Below are 20,566 nucleotides of genomic sequence, written 5' to 3'. Positions count from 1 at the left end.
GCGGCTTCAGTTGAGCGTTTCGGGCCACGGGAATTGTTCCGCCGTAAGTTCAGGCGTGTGATAATAATTCTGTAACGCGTTAATGAAACGCGCCGGACGTTCAGGGATCCCCTTTTCCAGGTACTCCATCACCTGAGTATGAACACGGCGCTGGAATACCACGCGATCCGGTTCAAAGTCCCCTTCCAGGTTGTCGCAACTGACGTTAAACGGGTAGCCCGCCGCCATGCAAAACAACCAGTCAAACGCCTGCGGCTTCACTTCCACATCTTCAAACTGGCATTGTGTCTTCGCGTCGCGTCCGTCCGGGCAGTACCAGTAACCGAAATCGACCAGTTCACGACGGGCTTTACCGGCGATACACCAGTGTGAAATTTCGTGTAACGCACTGGCGTAATAACCATGCGCAAAAACGATACGGTGATACGGTAATTCCGCATCCGCTGGAAGATAGATCGGTTCGTCGTCGCCTTTAATCAGACGGGTATTAAATTCATCGGCAAAGCAGCCGTTAAAAATCTCAATTAACTGTTCGTAGTGATGCGTATTATTCATTAGTTCATCCCCAGCCAGTGGAGAATCTCCTGTCCATGATTATCATAAAGTAGCTTTGCGCTCATCACGGCGGAGACAATAACGATCATTGGCCGAATGAGTTTTTGTCCTTTGCTGAGTACCAGTCGAGAGCCCATCCGTGCGCCAATAAACTGGCCAATGAGCATCACAAAACCTGTCGCCCAAATCACTTTGCCGCCGAGAGCAAACAGCAACAACCCACCGATATTCGATGTGGCATTTAATACTTTGGCGTGGGCCGTCGATTTCGCCAGGTTGTATCCGCACAGCATGACAAAGGCCAGCGCGTAGAATGACCCTGCCGCCGGACCAAAAAAGCCATCGTAAAAGCCGACGCAGCCCCCGGCCACCAGCGCGAAAGGCAAACCGTGCAGTCGGCGCTGTCGGTCCTCTTCCCCGATTTTCGGCATCAACAGAAAGTAAAGGCCAATACAGATAACCAATACTGGCAGGACCTGGCGCAGAACATCTGACTGCACGTGCTGAACCAACAGCGCGCCACTCATTGAGCCGATAAAGGTCATGAAGATATTGAGTTTCTGATCCGCCAGATTAACCACACCCCGACGAATAAAATAGAGGGAGGAAGAGATAGATCCCCCGCAGGCTTGCAGCTTATTGGTTGCCAGCGCTTGCGCAGGTGGCATCCCGGCCGCCATCAATGCCGGGATGGTGAGTAGACCACCACCTCCGGCCAGAGAATCAATAAAACCTGCCAGCATCGCCACAAAAAAAAGCACACCTAACAGCAGTGGCGACACCATAAACAGAGAGGCAAAATGATCCATTAGAGTACATGCTCGTCCAGTAGCGCCTGGCAGGAAGGCGGCAACGGCGGCGGTGTCTTCTTCTCAGGCTTGGTGGTTCCAGGTTTTGGAGGTTCGAACCAGCTTTGCAGCTCTGCGCCACAGCCGTCACCCGGTGGCGGTAACGGTTGATCTTCGCACTCAAGGCTGTCGGCAGGACAACGTAACCGCACGTGCATATGCGCACGATGCTGGAACCACGGCCGCACTTTACGCAACCAGTCCCTGTCGGTCCCTGCATCCAGACAAAGTTGTTGCTTAATCGCCGGATTCACGAAAATACGCGTTACTTCATTATCTTTTGCAGCCAGCCTGATCAGGCTGAAAATCTCCGGTTTCCACAGTGACGGCACAACACGTTTACCATCCTGTGAGACCAGATCTAACGCCTGCGGCCGCAGCAGTTGCGACTGGGTCCAGCGCGTTTTCGGCAGTTGCAGGAAAATATCCACATCCAGTCCCGTCTGGTGGCTGGCGTGACCGCCATTGAATCGCCCACCGGCCGGCATACCCATATCGCCGATTAATACCGTGCCCAGTCCCTGACTATTGGCCTGATAACTCAGACGCTGGATAAACCTCACCAGATCCGGATGGCCAAAGTAACGACGCTGATCGGTGCGCATCACCTGATAGTGTTCTGACTGGACAGGCAGCGTATCTGCGCCAACAATACAGCCATTGGAAAACGCGCCGATAGACTGCGCGCTGCCCGCAACCGGATGGGTAATTTTCTGCCAGGGCGTCGCCGCCAGACAGGCGGTACTGGCAAACAGAGCCAGCGCCGCAAGTGCCGTTTTTTTCATCTCTTACCAGCGTGGAATATCGGTCTTCACGTCCGCATTTTGCGCCCGCTGACGCAGCAGGTGATCCATCAATACGATCGCCAGCATCGCCTCGGCGATCGGTACGGCGCGGATCCCTACGCACGGATCGTGACGACCTTTAGTGATCATTTCGACTTCTTCACCAAAGCGGTTAATAGTGCGCCCAGGAACGGTAATACTGGACGTCGGTTTCAGCGCCATATGAGCAATGATTTGTTGCCCGCTGCTGATCCCGCCCAGAATGCCGCCCGAATGGTTACTCTGGAAACCTTCTTTGGTGATTTCGTCACGGTTCTGGCTGCCGCGCAGCGCAACAACGTCAAATCCATCACCAATCTCAACGCCCTTAACGGCGTTAATACTCATCAGCGCATGGGCGATGTCGGCATCCAGGCGGTCGAATACAGGTTCGCCGAGACCCGCAGGTACACCGCGTGCAACAACGGTCACCTTCGCTCCGATGGAGTCACCTTCTTTCTTCAGCCCGCGCATCAGTTCGTCCAGCGCTTCGAGTTTATCCGGGTCCGGACAAAAGAACGGGTTAAGTTCCACCTGGGACCAGTCCTTGATCTCCAGCGGAATATCGCCCATCTGCGTCAGGCAGCCGCGGATCTCAACACCGAATTTTTCCGCTAGATATTTTTTGGCAATCGCTCCGGCCGCCACGCGCATCGCCGTTTCACGTGCGGATGAACGTCCGCCGCCACGGTAGTCGCGCAGGCCATATTTTTGCTCATAGGTATAGTCGGCGTGTCCCGGACGAAAAACGTCCTTAATCGCGCCGTAATCCTGTGAACGCTGATCGGTATTTTCGATCAGCAGGCCAATGCTGGTGCCAGTGGTAACGCCCTCGAACACCCCGGAGAGGATTTTCACCTGATCCGGCTCACGACGCTGCGTAGTGTAGCGCGATGTGCCCGGACGGCGTCTGTCGAGATCGTGCTGCAGGTCAGCTTCTGTCAGAGAAATGCCCGGCGGAACACCATCGACAATACAACCGAGCGCCAGCCCGTGTGATTCGCCGAAAGTGGTTACGCGAAAGAGTTGCCCAATTGTGTTTCCTGCCATCACGGCTCCGTTATGCGTGTTGTGTATGTGCGCGTGTAATTAGTCTTTATAAATGCTGAAGTGCTCGCGAGCAGCAACTAACTGCTCTTTGGTCAGCATGAATACGCCGTCACCGCCGTTGTCGAACTCCAGCCAGGTGAACGGTACATCCGGATATTGCTCTATCAGATGTACCATGCTGTTTCCGACTTCACAAATCAGAATACCGTTATCTGACAGGTAGTCCGGGGCGTTCCCCAGAATGCGGCGGGTAAGTTTCAGCCCATCGCTGCCGGACGCCAGCCCCAGCTCAGGTTCGTGACGATATTCGTTTGGCAGATCGGACATATCTTCCGCATCGACATACGGCGGGTTGGTCACAATCAGGTCATACTGGACTTTCAGCAGATCGCGGAACAGATCGGAACGGATCGGCGTGACGTGATGGATCAGGCCGTGTTCTTCAATATTGTGTTCGGTCACCGCCAGCGCGTCAGTGGAAATATCCACCGCATCGACTTCGGCTTCCGGGAAGGCATACGCGCAGGCAATGGCAATACAGCCGCTGCCGGTACACATATCGAGGATATGCTGCGGTTGCTCATTAATAAGGCCCGCAAAGCGGTTATTGATAAGCTCGCCAATCGGTGAACGTGGAACCAGCACGCGTTCATCAACATAAAATTCATGCCCGCAGAACCAGGCTTTGTTGGTCAGATAAGCAACCGGAATGCGCTCGTTGACGCGGCGAATCACGCGTTCAACAATACGATGACGCTCGCTGGAGGTCAGACGCGCGGTACGCATATCTTCTGGAATATCCAACGGCAAATAAAGTGACGGCAGCACCAGTTGTACGGCCTCGTCCCATGGGTTATCCGTGCCATGGCCATACCAGATGTTCGCCGCGCTAAAACGGCTGACCGCCCAACGCAACATGTCCTGAATGGTATGCAGTTCACTCACTGCTTCATCGACGAAAATTTTATCCACGTATTCCTCCAGGGCATGCTCGTATTAATTTCGGCGGCTAGTTTGCCACGAAGACGGCGATAAATCAGCATTCACACGGGGCCTGAACGCGAAAATTGCGTTTTAAGCGATCGGATGCCCGCCGAGTCGGGTTAAACTAACGGAAAATAAAAGTTGAGACTCTCGAATGAAAAAGAAAACATCGCTCAGCGAGGAGGATCAGACGCTGTTTCGCCAGCTGATGACCGGCACGCGTAAAATTAAACAGGACACCATCGTTCACCGACCTCCACGTAAAAAAATTGCCGAGGTTCCGGTTAAAAGACTGCTACAGGAGCAGGCTGATGCCAGCCACTATTTCTCGGATGAGTTTCAGCCGCTGCTGAATACGGACGGTCCGGTAAGATACCTGCGCGCCGACGTCAGCCATTTCGAACTGAAGAAAATGCGCCGTGGCGATTACTCTCCGGAGCTGTTTCTCGATCTGCATGGGCTGACCCAGCAACAGGCCAAACAAGAGTTAGGCGCGCTGATTGCCGCCTGTCGCCGTGAGCATGTGTTTTGTGCCTGCGTGATGCATGGCCACGGAAAACATATTCTGAAACAGCAGACGCCGCTCTGGCTGGCCCAGCATCCGCACGTAATGGCCTTTCATCAGGCACCGAAAGAGTACGGTGGCGACGCCGCGCTGCTGGTGCTGATTGAAGTGGAAGAGTGGCTACCGCCCGAACTTCCGTGATGCAAAAAAACAAAAAGAGCCGCATTTGCGGCTCTTTGATTTTCCGGGTGGCGGCTGCGCCTTATCCGGCCTGTTTAAATCGCTTTTGCCATTTTCAGGTTACACGGGCTCATCTGCCAGTTAAAAGTACCCTTCCCGCTCTCATCAAGCGTAACGCTGGCAATCGCTGATGTGGTAAACATCGGCGGTGTTTCACCTGGGCAAAGCTCAGACACCAGATATCCCACTAAAGGCAAGTGAGAGATAACCAGTGCCGTGGCGATACCTTCATTGGCCAGAGCCTGTAAATAGGCGCTGACCAGACCGACATCGCCGCAGGGAGTCAGCTCCGGCAAAACATCAACACCGGTTGGCAGGTTCATACACTCCCCCACCACATCCAGCGTTTGTTCGGCTCGTAGGAACGGGCTCACCAGAACACGTTCGATATCCACTTTTTGACCTTTCAGCCAGTTCGCCATCAGGCGAGATTCGTCACAACCACAGGAGGTTAAGGGACGAACCGAATCACTGGCGGCATCGAGGGCCGCGTCGCCGTGACGCATGATAAAAACTTGCATATTGCACCGCTTTTGTTAACCAGAATCACCACTACCTTTATTCACAGCCCCTATTGGCTGTGGTAACGATATGGTGGCCGGCATTGTGCCTTATCCATTCACCGAATGAAACGCTGTTTTTTACCTCAACGGCGTAAGTATAGTCAATCTCTGTTTACATTTTGAGCGCGACCCATACATTCAGTGCGGATTCATCCTACCTTTGACCTCATGAATTCAGGTCAGTTTCCCCAATATTCCAGAATCTTTCACTGCGTTCCGCCATCTGCAATAACTGCTCACACGGTGTAAACCGCGAGCCGTACTGCGTGGTCAGCCGTTGCAGAACCGCAACCACTTCACCCGCGCCGAGAGAATCCATATACCGGAACGGGCCGCCGAGGAATGGCGGAAAACCAATACCAAATACAGCGCCGATGTCGCCATCACGTGCGCTGCGGACTATCTTCTCGTCGAAACAACGGGCTGCTTCATTGAGCATTAACATAACGCACCGCTCTGCTATCTGCGCAGCGGTAAGTCGGCCCTGACCCTGGACGCCAATAAGCGTATAAATTGCAGGGTCGACCTGTTTTTTGCTTTTACGCCCTTTCGCACCATAAAGATAGAAACCCCGACCATTTTTTCTACCTTTGCGATCGTCATTCAAAATTGAAGCAACAACATTTGCAGGCGCGCTAAAACGTTCTCCATATGCAGCCTCAAGCACTGGTATAATTTTAGTGCCCGTATCAATTCCGACCTCATCCAAAAGTTGGATTGGCCCAACTGGAAAACCAAACTTAACCAGCGCGGCGTCTATGGTTTCGACCCGCTCGCCTTCGGTCAACATGCGAATCGCTTCGTTAATATAAGGCGCTAAAATGCGGTTAACGTAAAAGCCGGCCTTATCTCTGACCACTATCGGCGTTTTACCCTGTTTTTTCGCTAACTTAACGGTAGTTGCAATTGTCTGCTCAGAGGTCGTGGCATGCGGGATCACTTCGACCAAAGGCATTTTTTCCACCGGACTAAAAAAGTGTAAACCAATCACTTGTTCGGGCCTTGCAGCGTTCGCAGCAATATCGCCAATGGGCAAAGATGAGGTGTTAGAAGCAAAAATGGTATGAGGTGCGCAATTTTGCTCAACTTCTGCCACCATCCTTTGTTTTAGCGACAGATCTTCAAACACGGCTTCAATAATTAGATCGCGATGCGCAAAGCCACGGTAGTCGATTGATCCCGAAATCAGCGCCAGCTGTTTATCGCGTTCGCTGGCTTTGATATGACGGCGGCGAACCTTCGTTTCAAGCTGATCCCAGCTGTACTTCAGCGCGTGGTTGATTCCCTTAGCGTTTATATCTTTGATGCGCACAGGCAAGCCGCCTTTACAGGCCGTCACGTAGGCAATACCGCCGCCCATCAGACCGCCGCCCAAAATACCTACGCTGTTTAGCGGGCCAGGTTTCGCATCACTTCCGGGATCTTTTTTCACATCGGTGTTGGCAAAAAAGATGTGCCGTAGCGCCTGAGACTGGGATGTCATCACCAGTTCACCAAACGCGCGGGCCTCAGCGTCGTAACCGCTACTGCTGCCTTGCGCTAGCCCGGTTTCGATGACCTCAAGGATACGTTCTGTTGCAGGGTAGTTACCTTGCGTTTTTTGCACCGTCTTTTTACTGGCCATGCGGAACAACAGCGCCCGCCCTAGCGGCCCCGCCAACACTCGCTCTCTCACGGGCAGTGTTCGATGCGCAGAACTGTCCTTTTTAGCCAGTTCAACGGCCGCTTCCAGCAAAATGGAATGCGGTACAACTTCATCTACTAAACCAACTTTCAGCGCCTGTTTTGCGCGTAATTGTTTTCCGGTGAGGATCATATCCAGTGCGGTACTTACGCCAATCAGGCGCGGCAGCCGCTGCGTACCACCGGAGCCGGGCAACAAGCCAAGTTGTACTTCCGGTAAACCCAGTACGGTTTTAACATCATCGGTACAAATACGGTTGTGACACGCCAGCGCCATCTCCAGGCCACCGCCGAGGCATGCGCCATGAATCGCGGCGATAACCGGGATCGGCAAGGCATTAATTTCCGCCATCATCTGCTGCCCCTGACGGGCCAGCGTTTCGGCTTCCTGCGCGCTGCGACAGCTACCAATCATGTTGATATCCGCCCCGGCAATGAAGTTATCGGGTTTAGCCGAAATAAACACCACGCCGCGCAATGCTTTGTTATCGCGGATTTGCTTCAGAATGGCCCGTACCTGAGAAGCAAACTCCGCTTTCAGGGTGTTCATTTTCTCTCCGGGCACATCAATGGTGACAACAGCAACGTTATCCAGACGTACGTTTAGTGTAAAAGCCGATGCCATTTCCATTATTCCGCCTCCAGAACCATGGCTGCACCCAAACCACCAGCTGCACAGGCGGTCACTAAACCAAAACCACCGCCACGACGTCGTAACTCATGGAGGGTTTGGGTAATCATGCGCGCACCAGTGGCGGCGAAGGGGTGTCCATAGGCAATCGATCCACCCAGCACGTTAAATTTACTGTCATCAACTTCGCCAGTGGCATGTGCTCTGCCCAGCACGTCGCGGGCAAAACGTTCGCTACCCAGCAACTGAATATTCGCCAGCGTTTGAGCGGCAAAGGCTTCATGCATATCGATTAGGGTTAAATCTGCCATGGTCAGACCCGCTCTCTCCAGGGCAAGCGGCGTTGACCACGCAGGTCCCAGCAGCATGTCCTGCCAGACATCGATGGCGGTAAAAGCAAAACTACGCAGGTATCCCAGCGGCACCAGCCCCAACTCTTTCGCACGCGACTCCGTCATCATGATCACGGCGGCTGCACCGTCCGTCAGTGGGGTACTGTTTGCTGCGGTGACAGTGCCGTGCTTGCGGTCAAACGCCGGACGTAGTTTGGCGTAATCGGCCAGCGTAGAGTTACCGCGAATATTGTTATCTTCTGAAAAAGGATCTTTAAACGGTGGCGCGTAGGTAGTCATTACCTCATCTGCCAGCTTTCCTTCAGCCCACGCCTGAGCGGCACGCTGATGAGAGCGGTGCGCCAGAGCGTCCTGCTGTTCTCGGGTAATACCATAGGTTTTGGCCATTTGCTCAGCCGTATCCCCCATACGCAAACCGGTGGAATACTCAGCGACGGCTGGCGGCACAGGCATCAGGTCACGTAAACGCAGTCGGGAAAAGAGTTTAAGGCGTTGACCGGTAGTCCGGGCCTTATTGACATCCACCAGCACCCGCGCCAGCTTTTTACTAACGCCAATAGGCAAGACTGACGAGGAGTCCGCACCACCCGCAATTCCCGCACGAATAGACCCCGCCATCAGGCTTTCCGCGACATTCGCCACTGCCTGAAAACTGGTCGCGCAGGCTCGGCTTACGCTATAGGCATCCGTATGCACATTCATGCCGGTTCCCAGCACGATTTCACGAGCAATATTTGGCGCTTCAGGCATTTGCACCACCTGACCAAAAACCAGTTGCTCAATCACATCAGCAGGTATTTCGCTGCGCGCCAGCAGCTCACCGACGACCATTTTTCCTAAATCAACGGCGGGAATGCCATGAAACGCGGTAGCCTGACGAGCAAATGGCGTACGCAACCCACTTACAATGGCAATACGGTCGCCCTGGCGGGTAACCAGCGGTAAAGCCTGACTCATAACACTCCCCTGTAAAAAAATAAAATAAGTGGTCTGACCTGATCATAGTCTTAACCAATTTTTTACATTTAGCCAAGCGGAGAGAAAAGAAAGTGGGAGCTAAGACACAGTGAATAATCACTGACAGTTACGAAAAAGCCCTTGCTATCAGATAGCAAGGGCTTTTGCAGAGGGGGATTAACGCAGGCCCAGCTGGAAGATCAGCGTTTCAGCTTCACAGGCAAAAACAAAGTCGATATCCAGACGCACACCTTCTGACTCTTCAGTAAAGGTCGAGGTGATTTGGCAAGGCTCAGATTCCACGCCACGCGCCTTTTCGGTCAGAGCAGCCAGCGTTTCTTCTGCCTCTGCGCGGTTCGCGAACACACGGCTGTAGGACGCGGTGCAATCGGAGTTGTCCATGATGGTGCCAACATCCATACAGCAGCAAACCGGGGTTTCATCAGCACTGCATTTACTCATTGTAGATTTCCTCTGTATTCGCACCTGAGGTGCCAGATAAACGATAGGGATATTTTACGCTCCCATTATTCGCCTCTCCAGTCGTTAATTGTATGAAATGCGATAAGTGACCGAAATCACACTTAAAAATGATCTAAAACAAAAATCGCCCAAACAGGTGAGTGCGCACCCCCGCAATTTTGCCAGCTGGATCGCGTTTCTCTGATCAAATTTGAAAATATTTATAAACATACTTGCAACATTCCAGCTGGTCCGACCTATACTCACGCCACTGGTCTGATTTCTAAGTCGTACCTCAGACCCTACACTTCGCGCTCCTGTTACGGCATGTAACATTGTTTGTATAAAAATAAATCTATGAGGTTATGGTCATGAGCCAGAAAACCCTGTTTACAAAGTCTGCTCTCGCAGTCGCAGTGGCAATTATCTCCACACAGGCCTGGTCTGCAGGCTTTCAGTTAAACGAATTTTCTTCCTCTGGCCTTGGCCGGGCATATTCGGGTGAAGGCGCAATTGCAGATGATGCAGGTAACGCCAGTCGTAACCCGGCATTGATTATGATGTTCGATCGCCCTACTTTCTCAGCAGGTGCAATTTTCGTTGACCCGGATGTAGATATTTCCGGTCGCTCGCGTATTGGCAATGACGCCAGCCAGGATAATATCGCCCCAACAGCCTGGATACCGAACGTGCATTTTGTTGCTCCAATTAACGATCAGTTTGGTTGGGGGGCCTCAGTCACCTCTAACTACGGCCTGGCTACGGAGTTTAACAATAATTACACAGCAGGCTCGATGGGCGGGAAAACCGATCTGGAAACGCTCAATCTAAACCTGAGCGGTGCTTATCGCCTGAACAATCATTTTAGCTTCGGTCTCGGTTTAAACGCCGTCTATGCAAAAGCGAAGCTTGAACGCTATGCTGGCGATTTACCACAGCAGATCGTTGCAGGCTCCGGGGGCAGAATTCCTCCATCACTGGCCGCGCAATATCCGGCAGATACACAGATTGCGCGCCTGAAAGGTGACGAGTGGGGCTTCGGTTGGAATGCTGGCCTTCTTTATGAAGTAGATAAAGATAACCGCTACGGTTTCACCTACCGTTCTGAAGTAAAAATTGACTTCAACGGCGATTACCGCAGCAATCTGCCATCAATGGACCGTATTCCTGCGCAGTTGCGTCCGGTGTTCGCGAGCCTGCCAGCAGGAACCAACGGCAGTACGATCGATGGTTCACTTGATCTGAACCTGCCAGAAATGTGGGAGTTTTCAGGTTATAACCGCGTTGCACCACAGTGGGCGGTTCACTACAGCATGGCTTATACCAGCTGGAGTCAGTTCCAGGAGCTGAAAGCAAAAGGCAACAACGGCCAAACCTTGTTCTATAAAGAAGAAGGCTTCAAAGACTCCTATCGCATCGCGCTCGGTACTACCTATTACTATGATGATACCTGGACGTTCCGTACCGGTATCGCCTTTGATGATAGCCCGGTTCCGGCAAACCGTCGTTCCATCTCTATTCCGGATCAGGACCGCTTCTGGCTGAGTGCGGGTACAACCTACGCCTTTAATAAGGATGCATCGTTGGATGTTGGCATCTCTTATATGCACGGTCAGAAAGTGAAATTCGAAGAAGGCCCATACTCCTTTGAATCTGAAGGGAAAGCCTGGTTGTACGGTATGAACTTGAACTACGCATTCTGATTTTCTTCAGACGTAAAAAAGGTGAGCTTTTTAGCTCACCTTTTTATTTGCCCAATTCCTTACTCAGAATCGATCTCTTTTAAATCATCCTGAATATCTTTCGCGTTCGGGTTTTCTTCTGGTTTGAGTTTCCCGCCGTTCGCAATAAAGTCATGACGCTGGAAGTAAGCTTCACGCACCATGATGTAAGGATCGGAAGACTGACGCAGCAGACCGTCAGAGTCGAGCAATTGCGCGCGAGTTTCAATCCCTTCAACCGTCCATTTGCCTATCGACAACGGCCAGGTCAGCCAGGACAGTACCGGATACAGCGTATCGACCATATCGCCGCCGTCATCACGCAGCGTGAAACTACCGTAGAACGGAAGCTGCATATACGGCCCGTAACCAACATCATAGTGGCCTAACGTACTGCCAAAGCGGTGTGGTTCAACGCGCTGCAACTTCGGATTAGCCATACCTGCCACATCGATAAAGCCGCCCATACCTAACAGGGTATTCAGGAAGAAACGGGTAAAGTGCACCATCCCCTGATAAGGATCGCCTTGCAGGAAATAGTTGACCATGACGGCCGGCTCTTCAAGGTTCCCCGTAAAGTTGCTTAAACCATTACGCGCCGGCTGCGGAACATAGTCACGCCAGGCAACAGCTACGGGTCTAACAACGTATGGATCTAAAACATTAAAGTTGAAGTTGTACATGGTGCGGTTGAACCCTTCAAATGGATCCGAACGCCCCTGCTGTTCAGTACCGGAGCTCGCACACCCCACCAAAAGTGTGGTTCCCAGCGCAAGCGCCGACAGGCGAAGCTTCATAAGTGTCTCCCTGTGTTTTATGGCTATCGCTGATTGCCATCCATGACGGAACGATGACGTATCCGCCTGTTTAGATGTGAGCGATTGTAACAGCACGTCAAATGATGTCTATATACCCTGTCTTACTGATTTGATCATAGCCTGGTAATGCGCACTCCGCGGCGGTTCTATTCTAACTAACCCGATAAAAACAAACGTTACTATTTTTGCTATCTCAGACTTTCTCCCGCTGATTTTCAGACAAAAGCCGCTACGCTTTAGCAATACGTGCTTATTCAGGATTCGGCCATGAATGACATCAAGAAAGATAAGATCGATCGACACAGCGACGAACTCGAGGTGGAAAGCGATGAAAAGCTAACAGGGAAAAAGATAGAGCTTGATGAGGACAGACTCCCCTCCCGCGCCATGGCAATCCATGAACATATTCGCCAGGATGGGGAGAAAGAGATGGAGCGTGACGCGATGGCGCTACTGTGGTCAGCCATCGCAGCAGGACTGTCGATGGGAGCCTCGCTACTGGCAAAAGGGATTTTTCACGTACAGCTGGAAGGCGTGCCAGGGGGATTTTTACTCGAGAACCTCGGTTATACCTTCGGCTTTATTATTGTCATTATGGCCCGCCAGCAACTTTTTACCGAAAATACCGTCACCGCTGTACTGCCGGTGATGCAAAACCCTACCCTCGGCAATTTTGGCCTGTTGATGCGCCTGTGGAGCGTGGTTCTGCTGGGTAATATTATTGGCACCGGGGTTGCCGCATGGGCCTTTGAACATATGCCGATTTTTGATGAAGAGACCCGCGATGCTTTTGTCAAAATCGGCATGGATGTGATGAAAAATACGCCAACAGAGATGTTTTCCAACGCCATCATTTCTGGCTGGTTAATTGCCACCATGGTGTGGATGTTTCCCGCCGCCGGAGCGGCAAAAATTGTGGTCATTATTCTGATGACCTGGCTGATTGCCCTCGGTGATACCACACATATCGTCGTCGGCTCGGTGGAAATTCTCTATTTGGTCTTTAATGGCACGCTGCACTGGAGTGATTTTTTCTGGCCCTTTGCGCTACCAACGCTCGCCGGGAATATCTGTGGCGGAACGTTTATTTTCGCGCTAATGAGCCATGCGCAGATCCGCAATGATATGAGCAACAAACGCAAGGAAGAAGCCAGGTTGCAAGCAAAGCGTGATGAGCAAACGCAGAAAAACCAGAAAAAACAGGCCTGAATGGTGACTGTTTGAGCAGTCGGGCGGCTTGAGACTTACCGTTGTGAGTAAAAAACGCTATACTCGTGCCGCTTCGTCCCCTTAGTTAAATGGATATAACGAGCCCCTCCTAAGGGCTAGTTGCAGGTTCGATTCCTGCAGGGGACACCATGAATTCTTATGCTCCCCGTTATAATCCCTTCATTTACCAGTCAGTTCATCCCTGGGCCAGGCGATAAAAAGGCACATTCCTCACTGTTGCAGTAAGATTGTCGGACACCATTGTCTGCTTTGTCGCTATCCGCATCCCTGCTTTTCTCAGCCTCAACACATCAGCGGCAATACGCTGGCTGCCAAACCAGAAAAGCCCGTCCAGCGCAGTAACATCAAGGCCCAATTCCAGTGCCAGCTTCAGACGTTCACGCGGCGCTTTTACTGTTTTAGCAATCTGCTGATATGGCGCTTCGCTTGAACCTTCAGGACTAATGCGCCGGATACGATGTGACAAGCGGTACTGAAATTCATCCGGTATCCCACCGAGACTCGCTTTCAGGCTGTAAACACAACCAAAGCGTTTGCCGTTAAAGATGACGTTTTTCTGACTAATCTGCAGCTCTTCACGCACGCTGGCAATCAGTTGCGGGGTACGGAGTAATAACAGGCGGAAAGGCAGCTCAAAGCTGGTCACGTAGTCCACATTCAATAAAGCAATACGCAGACGTTCTTGGGGCCCCGCCTTCATTTCCCGGCATTCAGCAATAACATCAGCCCACTGGCCGGTAAGACGGGAACACTCTGTCGCCTCAGTAAAACTATATTTTTCAGCCTGATAATCAATACGCTCGGTCACACTGAATTCCCTTCTGGCCAGATCTCGGTATTGGTTGCTCACTTTACCAGCGACGACATCCCTGTGTCAGAAATCTTTTTCTAACCCACTGAAAGTGCCTGACCAATCTTCCCTCGTATCCTCACCATGAGGATACGACAACTAACCGACCCGGTATGTTTTCCGGATCGGTTAAACTGCATCACGTCAGACAACAAAACGGTTAACCAGCTCCTTCATGGTTGCCGACAGATTGTCCAGCCGCTGGCTGTCGCTCGCAGCCTGAGATACCAACGCCGCATTTTGCTGTGTAACCTGCTCCATCGGTCGCAATGCCAGGTTTATCTGGGTTACCCCTTGTGACTGCTCCGTCGCCACACGAGCGATATCTGCAATATATTGCTTCATACTGGTGGTATTATCCGCCGCGGCTTCCAGCGCGGTAGCAGATGCAGTAACCCGCTCAACGCCCTCACTAATTTTGACCATATTCTGCGCGACCAACTCACGGATTTGGTTAGCCTCTTTGGCGCAACGCTGCGAAAGATTTCTCACTTCACTGGCTACGACAGCAAACCCCCTGCCCATCTCTCCTGCCCGAGCAGCTTCCACTGCCGCATTCAGCGCCAGTAAGTTAGTCTGAAACGAAATATCATCAATCGAGGTCACAATATTCGAGATTTTCTCACTGGAAGCGCGAATATCCCCCATGCTCTGGTTCGCCGCACTGGCAACGTTACTGGCCTGTCGGACCTCTTTTTCCAGTCTGATTGTCAGATGCTCAGCTTCGCGGGCATTATCCGCCGTTTGCGTAATCGCAGTTGATAGCTGCTCCATGCTGGCCACAGCTTCTACTATTGATGCAGCCTGTTCATCTGTACGTTGAGCCAGATCCTGATTTCCCGCCGTAATACTGCTACTGGCATCGGACAAAACCACGGAGCCTTGCTTAATCTCCTGTACGATATGCTGAATACTTTCCAGCATCGTGTTATATGCACGATTAAGTGAGGAAAGCTCATCTTTGCCCGGGGTCGCCAGACGTTGAGTCAGATCGCCATTCATACCCGCAATCTTGCGTAGCGTGTCACTAAACTGACGGTGCATATTGATTGCGATGGCCCCAGCGAACGTCAATGATGCCAGGAGCGCTAACAGGCTAACAGCCATATATATTTGCCAGTTTTTTCGTGCATCCTGCGCGAGTTTTTCTGCATTCGCCAACAGACGATTCGCCGTCACATTTTCTATCTGCCGCATCACTTCAATACGCTGGGTTTGTACTTTAAACCAGACCGTAGGATCGACACCAAATCCACCGTTCTCGACATGGTTAAACGCGATCTCGCGAAATGAGAGGGCTTTTGACGCTTCTGCTGACTGTAAGCGGCTTTTCAACATGGCCGCCTGTTCCGGTGAACTCAGGCGTAACGATTCTGCCAACCAAACGTTCTGTTTACTGACGACATCACTGAGTTGATGTAACTGTCCGTCGGCGAAATGGCCGGAGGAAAAGATATTTGATAACAGCGCCCGTTCAATACCCGCCTGTTCTTTCAAATTCAGCAGGTTGTAGTAGGCGGCGAATGCGTTTGCCATCTCACCAGAATCCGTCAACTGCCCCAATCTACCCACAAAATTCAGCACATCAGCAATGACGTTGGTATAAAACTTAACCACATCTGAAGCCGGAAGCCCCAACTGCGTGACGTTTTCGCGGATGGTAGCGAGCGAAAGAATATTTTTCTTAAACGCAGCGACAGAAGTGGCGACATCCCCTTCCGGTAAGGCAGTATCGGACAGTGACCGCACAAATATCTCGATCTCGCGATCGGTCAAAGTCCGCTGTGCGTTTAACTCATCTTTGAACGTCTTCCCTTCAGCCCCCAGAAACCCGACACTCATGCCGCGTTCTTTTTGCAATTCATGCACTACATTTCCGGCACTGCGTGCGAGCGCTGTCAGTTGGGCAATATTCTCCATCTGCCGTTCTGTCTCAATGCGCGTTAATATTCCTGAACCAGCAAGCCAACATAACGCCAGTAATAATGGTTGTAGCGCAATTATTAACTTCATTTTCATCGGCATTCGATAAACCCACCACATGCCACTTCCCTCCATTATCCATATTTTCATTATGGTTATCGGCGTAAAGAAGCGGCTCTTTAAATTTGAACAATGGGCAACTGTTTGTTTTTTAGATTAAATTTTTGCCAAGATAACTCTATTTAATTACTTCAATTAGAATAAAACTCTAAATAATTAACACATGCGAATCTATGCTCCATTTTGCTAACTTATTTGGCATATTATTTTTTATTAAAGAATCAGGTAATCATCAACTGATTCAGATAGAGAGAGAAGCACAGGACAATGACAGCAGCCCGAGATAACAGCCATGGCGCGGCCATCATTCTGGCGTCCCGTCGAACGTTAAGGTTATAATCCTTACAACGATTTTTTGGATTAGAAGCGACAATGACAAAACTTACCCTACAAGAACAGATGCTTAAAGCAGGTCTGGTCAGCAGCAAAAAAATGGCGAAAGTGCAGAGAACGGCGAAAAAATCGCGCGTTCAGGCTCGTGAAGCCAGAGAAGCGGTTGAAGAAAATAAAAAAGCACAGGTCGAGCGTGATAAGCAGCTCAGCGAACAGCAGAAGCAGGCCGCATTGTCTAAAGAATACAAAGCGCAGATCAAGCAACTGATTGAAATGAACAAAATCACCATTTCCCGTGGCGATATTGGTTACAACTTTACCGACAATAACCTGATCAAAAAAGTTTATGTTGATAAAGTAACCCAGTCTCAGTTGATCAAGGGCCGTCTGGCCATTGCCCGCCTGACGGCTGAAAGCAGCAGCGAGAGCGAATACGCCATTATCCCGGCTGTTGTCGCCGACAAGATTGCCCAGCGCGATGCAAGCTATATTGTTCTCAATTGCGAACTGAGCCAGGAAGCGAAGGACGAAGACGATCCGTATGCTGATTTTGTCATTCCTGACGATTTGATGTGGTAAGAAAAACACCCCGATAATCACCCAGAGTTCCGTCGCGTATTTCGGTGAACGCTAGCGCCGCCACCGAAATGCCGTCAACCGCTCTTCTTCCCCACACGCCATCTGCTAAAACTTATAGTGTTCCTTGCTCAGTCCGTATTTTCTCATGCGCAAATACAGTTTCTTACGCGGAATTTGTAAATACTCCGCCACTTCATTAATACGTCCCTGATGAATATTAAGCGCTTCGGTAATGATCTGTCGCTCGTACTCGTCGACCCGACGATCGAGCGGTGTCGGTTCGGGCAAATGTAGCTGTGGATTCGCGGTTTCAGCCAGTGGCAATAACCCAACGGCAAAAAGCTCGGCGGCATTGGCCAGCTCTCGAACATTGCTTAACCACACGCGACGCCGCATTCCTTTTAGTAATTCCCCGTCAACCTCGGGCACGGGATGATTCAGGCGCAGACAGGCTTTCTGCAGATAATGGCGAAACAGCGGCTCAATATCATCCGGGCGCTGAGACAGCGGCTGGCAACCAATTTGCGTCATCGCAAAACAGTAATAAAGTTCGGCCACAATCTGATTAGTTGCCGCCAGTTCCACCAACGAAGTGGCGCCAATGCCAATTAAGCGAAACGGACGCCGCTCCTGGCTTTGCAAATGCACCAGCTGGTGCTGCTGTTCGCGCGTCAGGCACTCAATATGGCTCAGGACCAGCGTTCCCCCTTGCGCCTGGGCAATAAGGTCATTGAGTTGCCCCGCATTCTCTAACGTCAATTCCCCGCGGATAAACGGTCCTTCAGCGCTGCGCCCAAGCTGATGCAAATAACGGGCTCCGGTCATACGCCCCGTTCCCGGCTCGCCATAAAACCAGACGGCAATATCCGTTTCAGCCAGTTGCCGTAAGCGCTGGCGGTACTGATTAACCCAGTCACTGTAGCCGACCAGTTCAACCTGGAGCTTTTGCTGGCAATAGTGACGACGTGCAATCACAGATTTTCTCTGACGCAACGCATCCTCTACTAACACCAGCAGTTTGCCTGGATCAGCCGGTTTTTGCAGAAAATCCCACGCACCTTTCTTCACCGCGTCCACCGCCATCGGGACATCGCCATGTCCGGTGATCAACAGGATCGGAAGCTGATTGTCATCCTGATGAAACAACGTCATCAGGTCAATTCCATTACAGCCAGGCATACACACGTCGCTCAGGACAATCCCTGGCCAGTCGGCCTGCAGCCAATTTCGGGCATCAAAAGGGTTACTGCATGCGAATACATGATATCCCTCCTGTTCAAGCAACAAGGTGTAAGCGTCAAGAACATCGGCATCATCATCAATAAGTAGAACAGAATATTCATCACTCAACATCGTTTACATCCGTCAGATTAAATTGCAGAACGACGCAGGCATTGCGCCCCGGGGTCGACGCCAGGCGCAGTTCGCCGTTCATTTGCATCATTAACGATACACAAATCGATAAGCCAATACCGAGGCCAACATCCTTACTGGTGGTAAACGGTTTTAACAGTGATGGTAATAATGCTCCAGGCCAACCGGGGCCGTTATCGCTGATAAATACGCACAACCGGCTGCCTTCGGTCTGCCAGTGAACCTCTATTTTCGCCGCAACCGGACAGGCATCCAGCGCATTTGCCAGGACGTTTACCAGCACCTGCTGGATACGCACTTCATCACCAGCCACCCACACGCCCCGGTCTGGGAGCGTCAGCGTACCCTGCTGTGGCTTGTGTCGCATGGCCAACAGTTCCCAGGCAGCGTTGAACGTTTGTCGGAGATCGACCGGATGCAGAGGCGTGCCAGGCTCGGCCCGGCGCGCAAACTGACGCAGTGAACGGATAATGGCATCGATGCGAGTAATCAGCCCCTCCGCTTTGGTTAATGTGCTTCTGGCCTGAGCGGGTTGCCCCTGTTCGATTGCCCTCCCCGCCGTAAACAGGTACATCGACAGCGCATTCAGCGGTTGATTAATCTCGTGCGCCAGCGTGGTCATAGTCTGGCCGACCACCGCCAGTTTTGCCGTCTGGATCAGCTCATCCTGCGTTGCGCGAAGATCGGATTCAATCTCCTTGCGTTCGGTCACTTCCTGCTCCAGCTGATTTTTTTGCGCACTCAACTGGCCCAGGGTATGACGCAGCAAGCCTGCAATACGCCCCAGTTCATCGCGTCCATATACCGGAATAGAGGCATCCGTTCTGCCAAGACCAATTTGCACCACGGCCTGGTTGAGCGCAGTAAAACGCTTCACCAGACGCGAGCGAATGAAGTAGTGGTTAAGCCCCCAGGCGAGAAGTAGCGCCAGCAGCGTCGCCAGCAGGATAAGTCCACCGCTGACGCGAACAATTTGTTCCAGCCGCTGGTTAAACGTCTGCATTTGCTGATGGCTACTCCCCAGTTGCGCTTCCAGCAGTGTTCGAAAGCGCCCAAGCGTGGCCTCTCTGGCATGGCTGGCATCAACCAGCGCTTTTTGCGCTGCGACATAATCGCGCATCGTATCGGGCATTTTATTTTTCATCATCCCGATTTCCAGCAGCTCATCGATAGTTTGTCGCAGTGTGATAGTACTGGGCCAGTCATCGAGGGTGCGGATATTTTCATCCGCCGTTTTCTTCAGATTTTCCAGGTAGCGGATGTGATTCTCCACCAGCATGCCATCGTCGCTACCCGATTTCAGTTCATTGAGCCTGTCGCGTAAATCATCAACGATCTGGTTTTCAATTCTTGCCAGGGTGTAGACCTGCTGCTGCTCGTTTTGCACCTCTCGGGCACGTTTGAGATACAGCGCCGCATCACCATTTTTGGCCTCGATTTGATCCAGCAACGTCCCCTGCTGCCAGGTAAAATCCTGCACCAGTGAATTCAGCTCAGTAGTAAAATCATCATGTAGCCAATCAATGCGCGCGGAAAGCTCGCTCACTTTTTCGCGTACAAGGAACATGTTGTAGAGCACCCGGTCCAGTTCCGCCATCAGCGCCCGGCTGTCCTGCAAAATCACCGCCAGCTGCTGCTGTTCTGCTGGTTGCAACCCCCTGCTCAGCACTTCGATTTTATCCAGATGCGAGATTATCTGATTGCGCAGTTGCAGCCTTACTGTTGTATTGGGAGCCAGCAGGAATTCATTTAGCTGGTCCACAACCAGGTTAAGATTTCCTTCAATCAAGAAAGCGGAATGCACGCGCGGGAAGTAATCATCAAGCGAATAGCGTATCTGCGAGCTCTGCTCATGCCAGGAGTATAAACTGACGCAGCTTACGCTCAACGTCAGTAATGCGCCCGTTAGAAAGGCTCCCCGCAGGCTGCTGCTGATGCTGAGTTGGCGAAGGCGTTGCAGTAT

The 20,566-nt window shown here is 51.6% G+C and carries 18 protein-coding genes and 1 tRNA gene; 5 read left to right on the top strand and 14 right to left on the bottom strand.

The genetic code is table 11. The features are described 5' to 3' along the window. Window positions 1–6: 6 nt before the first annotated feature. Genes OGY67_RS00920 through prmB form a run of 5 tightly spaced genes read right to left on the bottom strand, consistent with a single transcriptional unit; the run spans window position 7 to window position 4,249 of the window. Window positions 7–555: an elongation factor P hydroxylase gene (locus OGY67_RS00920; protein ID WP_286573136.1), complete on the bottom strand. Its 549-nt coding sequence runs from the start codon at window positions 553–555 to the stop codon at window positions 7–9. Beyond that, entirely contained in the window at window positions 555–1,364 is an 810-nt protein-coding gene (locus OGY67_RS00915; protein WP_286573134.1) for a sulfite exporter TauE/SafE family protein, read from the bottom strand. Before OGY67_RS00915 ends, OGY67_RS00920 begins: the two co-directional genes overlap by 1 nt. Beyond that, complete coding sequence (gene mepA / locus OGY67_RS00910; RefSeq protein WP_032944099.1) at window positions 1,364–2,188, bottom strand: penicillin-insensitive murein endopeptidase; 825 nt, start codon at window positions 2,186–2,188, stop codon at window positions 1,364–1,366. Before mepA ends, OGY67_RS00915 begins: the two co-directional genes overlap by 1 nt. Before the next feature lie 3 nt (window positions 2,189–2,191). After that, the gene (gene aroC, locus OGY67_RS00905; RefSeq protein WP_286573132.1) at window positions 2,192–3,277 is read right to left on the bottom strand and encodes a chorismate synthase; all 1,086 of its coding nucleotides are present in this window, start codon (window positions 3,275–3,277) and stop codon (window positions 2,192–2,194) included. Between the two features lie 39 nt (window positions 3,278–3,316). Beyond that, window positions 3,317–4,249 (bottom strand): 50S ribosomal protein L3 N(5)-glutamine methyltransferase, encoded by a 933-nt coding sequence (gene prmB / locus OGY67_RS00900; RefSeq protein ID WP_003028173.1) that lies wholly within the window; start codon window positions 4,247–4,249, stop codon window positions 3,317–3,319. Window positions 4,250–4,415: 166 nt separating this feature from the next. Here prmB and smrB point away from each other — a divergent pair, with 166 nt between their 5' ends. Next, window positions 4,416–4,967, top strand: a complete 552-nt coding sequence (gene smrB / locus OGY67_RS00895) for an endonuclease SmrB (RefSeq protein ID WP_003839296.1) — start codon at window positions 4,416–4,418, stop codon at window positions 4,965–4,967. 74 nt (window positions 4,968–5,041) lie between these two features. On the opposite strand, the gene sixA is transcribed toward smrB, so the two are convergent. The 4 genes from sixA to OGY67_RS00875 all read right to left on the bottom strand — a co-directional run bounded on the left by sixA (window position 5,042) and on the right by OGY67_RS00875 (window position 9,655). Continuing rightward, on the bottom strand, window positions 5,042–5,527 hold the full coding sequence (gene sixA / locus OGY67_RS00890; RefSeq protein WP_003028179.1) for a phosphohistidine phosphatase SixA: 486 nt from the start codon (window positions 5,525–5,527) through the stop codon (window positions 5,042–5,044). Window positions 5,528–5,735: 208 nt separating this feature from the next. Then, a complete protein-coding gene (gene fadJ / locus OGY67_RS00885) occupies window positions 5,736–7,883 on the bottom strand; it encodes a fatty acid oxidation complex subunit alpha FadJ (protein ID WP_286573130.1) in 2,148 nt (715 codons plus the stop codon). Beyond that, the gene (gene fadI, locus OGY67_RS00880; protein ID WP_008785369.1) at window positions 7,883–9,193 is read right to left on the bottom strand and encodes an acetyl-CoA C-acyltransferase FadI; all 1,311 of its coding nucleotides are present in this window, start codon (window positions 9,191–9,193) and stop codon (window positions 7,883–7,885) included. The genes fadJ and fadI overlap by 1 nt, the downstream gene beginning before the upstream one ends. A 177-nt stretch (window positions 9,194–9,370) precedes the next feature. Further along, on the bottom strand, window positions 9,371–9,655 hold the full coding sequence (locus OGY67_RS00875) for a YfcZ/YiiS family protein (RefSeq protein ID WP_003834838.1): 285 nt from the start codon (window positions 9,653–9,655) through the stop codon (window positions 9,371–9,373). Between the two features lie 371 nt (window positions 9,656–10,026). Between OGY67_RS00875 and fadL the strand changes: the two genes are divergently transcribed. Further along, window positions 10,027–11,358 (top strand): long-chain fatty acid transporter FadL, encoded by a 1,332-nt coding sequence (fadL, locus tag OGY67_RS00870; protein ID WP_020996688.1) that lies wholly within the window; start codon window positions 10,027–10,029, stop codon window positions 11,356–11,358. 59 nt (window positions 11,359–11,417) lie between these two features. On the opposite strand, the gene mlaA is transcribed toward fadL, so the two are convergent. After that, a complete protein-coding gene (mlaA, locus tag OGY67_RS00865) occupies window positions 11,418–12,173 on the bottom strand; it encodes a phospholipid-binding lipoprotein MlaA (RefSeq protein WP_003028190.1) in 756 nt (251 codons plus the stop codon). Window positions 12,174–12,461: 288 nt separating this feature from the next. On the opposite strand from mlaA, the gene OGY67_RS00860 reads away from it, so the two are divergent. Further along, on the top strand, window positions 12,462–13,403 hold the full coding sequence (locus tag OGY67_RS00860) for a formate/nitrite transporter family protein (protein WP_048215842.1): 942 nt from the start codon (window positions 12,462–12,464) through the stop codon (window positions 13,401–13,403). A 75-nt stretch (window positions 13,404–13,478) separates the two neighbouring features. Then, window positions 13,479–13,553, top strand: a tRNA-Arg gene (locus OGY67_RS00855). A gap of 46 nt (window positions 13,554–13,599) precedes the next feature. Here OGY67_RS00855 and OGY67_RS00850 read toward each other — a convergent pair. Next, window positions 13,600–14,232, bottom strand: a complete 633-nt coding sequence (locus OGY67_RS00850; RefSeq protein WP_020996689.1) for an ECs1377 family protein — start codon at window positions 14,230–14,232, stop codon at window positions 13,600–13,602. A 186-nt stretch (window positions 14,233–14,418) separates the two neighbouring features. Next, window positions 14,419–16,317, bottom strand: a complete 1,899-nt coding sequence (locus tag OGY67_RS00845) for a methyl-accepting chemotaxis protein (protein ID WP_286573129.1) — start codon at window positions 16,315–16,317, stop codon at window positions 14,419–14,421. Between the two features lie 372 nt (window positions 16,318–16,689). On the opposite strand from OGY67_RS00845, the gene OGY67_RS00840 reads away from it, so the two are divergent. Then, a complete protein-coding gene (locus OGY67_RS00840) occupies window positions 16,690–17,229 on the top strand; it encodes a DUF2058 domain-containing protein (RefSeq protein WP_020996692.1) in 540 nt (179 codons plus the stop codon). Between the two features lie 105 nt (window positions 17,230–17,334). Here OGY67_RS00840 and pgtA read toward each other — a convergent pair whose 3' ends face one another. Beyond that, window positions 17,335–18,582 (bottom strand): two-component system response regulator PgtA, encoded by a 1,248-nt coding sequence (gene pgtA / locus OGY67_RS00835; protein ID WP_286573128.1) that lies wholly within the window; start codon window positions 18,580–18,582, stop codon window positions 17,335–17,337. Next, window positions 18,572–20,566 (bottom strand): two-component system sensor histidine kinase PgtB, encoded by a 1,995-nt coding sequence (gene pgtB, locus OGY67_RS00830; RefSeq protein WP_172111188.1) that lies wholly within the window; start codon window positions 20,564–20,566, stop codon window positions 18,572–18,574. Before pgtB ends, pgtA begins: the two co-directional genes overlap by 11 nt.

It is taken from the genome of Citrobacter sp. Cpo015, from assembly GCF_030333035.1.
Lineage (GTDB): Bacteria > Pseudomonadota > Gammaproteobacteria > Enterobacterales > Enterobacteriaceae > Citrobacter > Citrobacter portucalensis.
The sequence above is the reverse complement of the archived record's forward strand: the minus strand, read 5'-3'. Positions and strand labels throughout refer to the sequence as shown.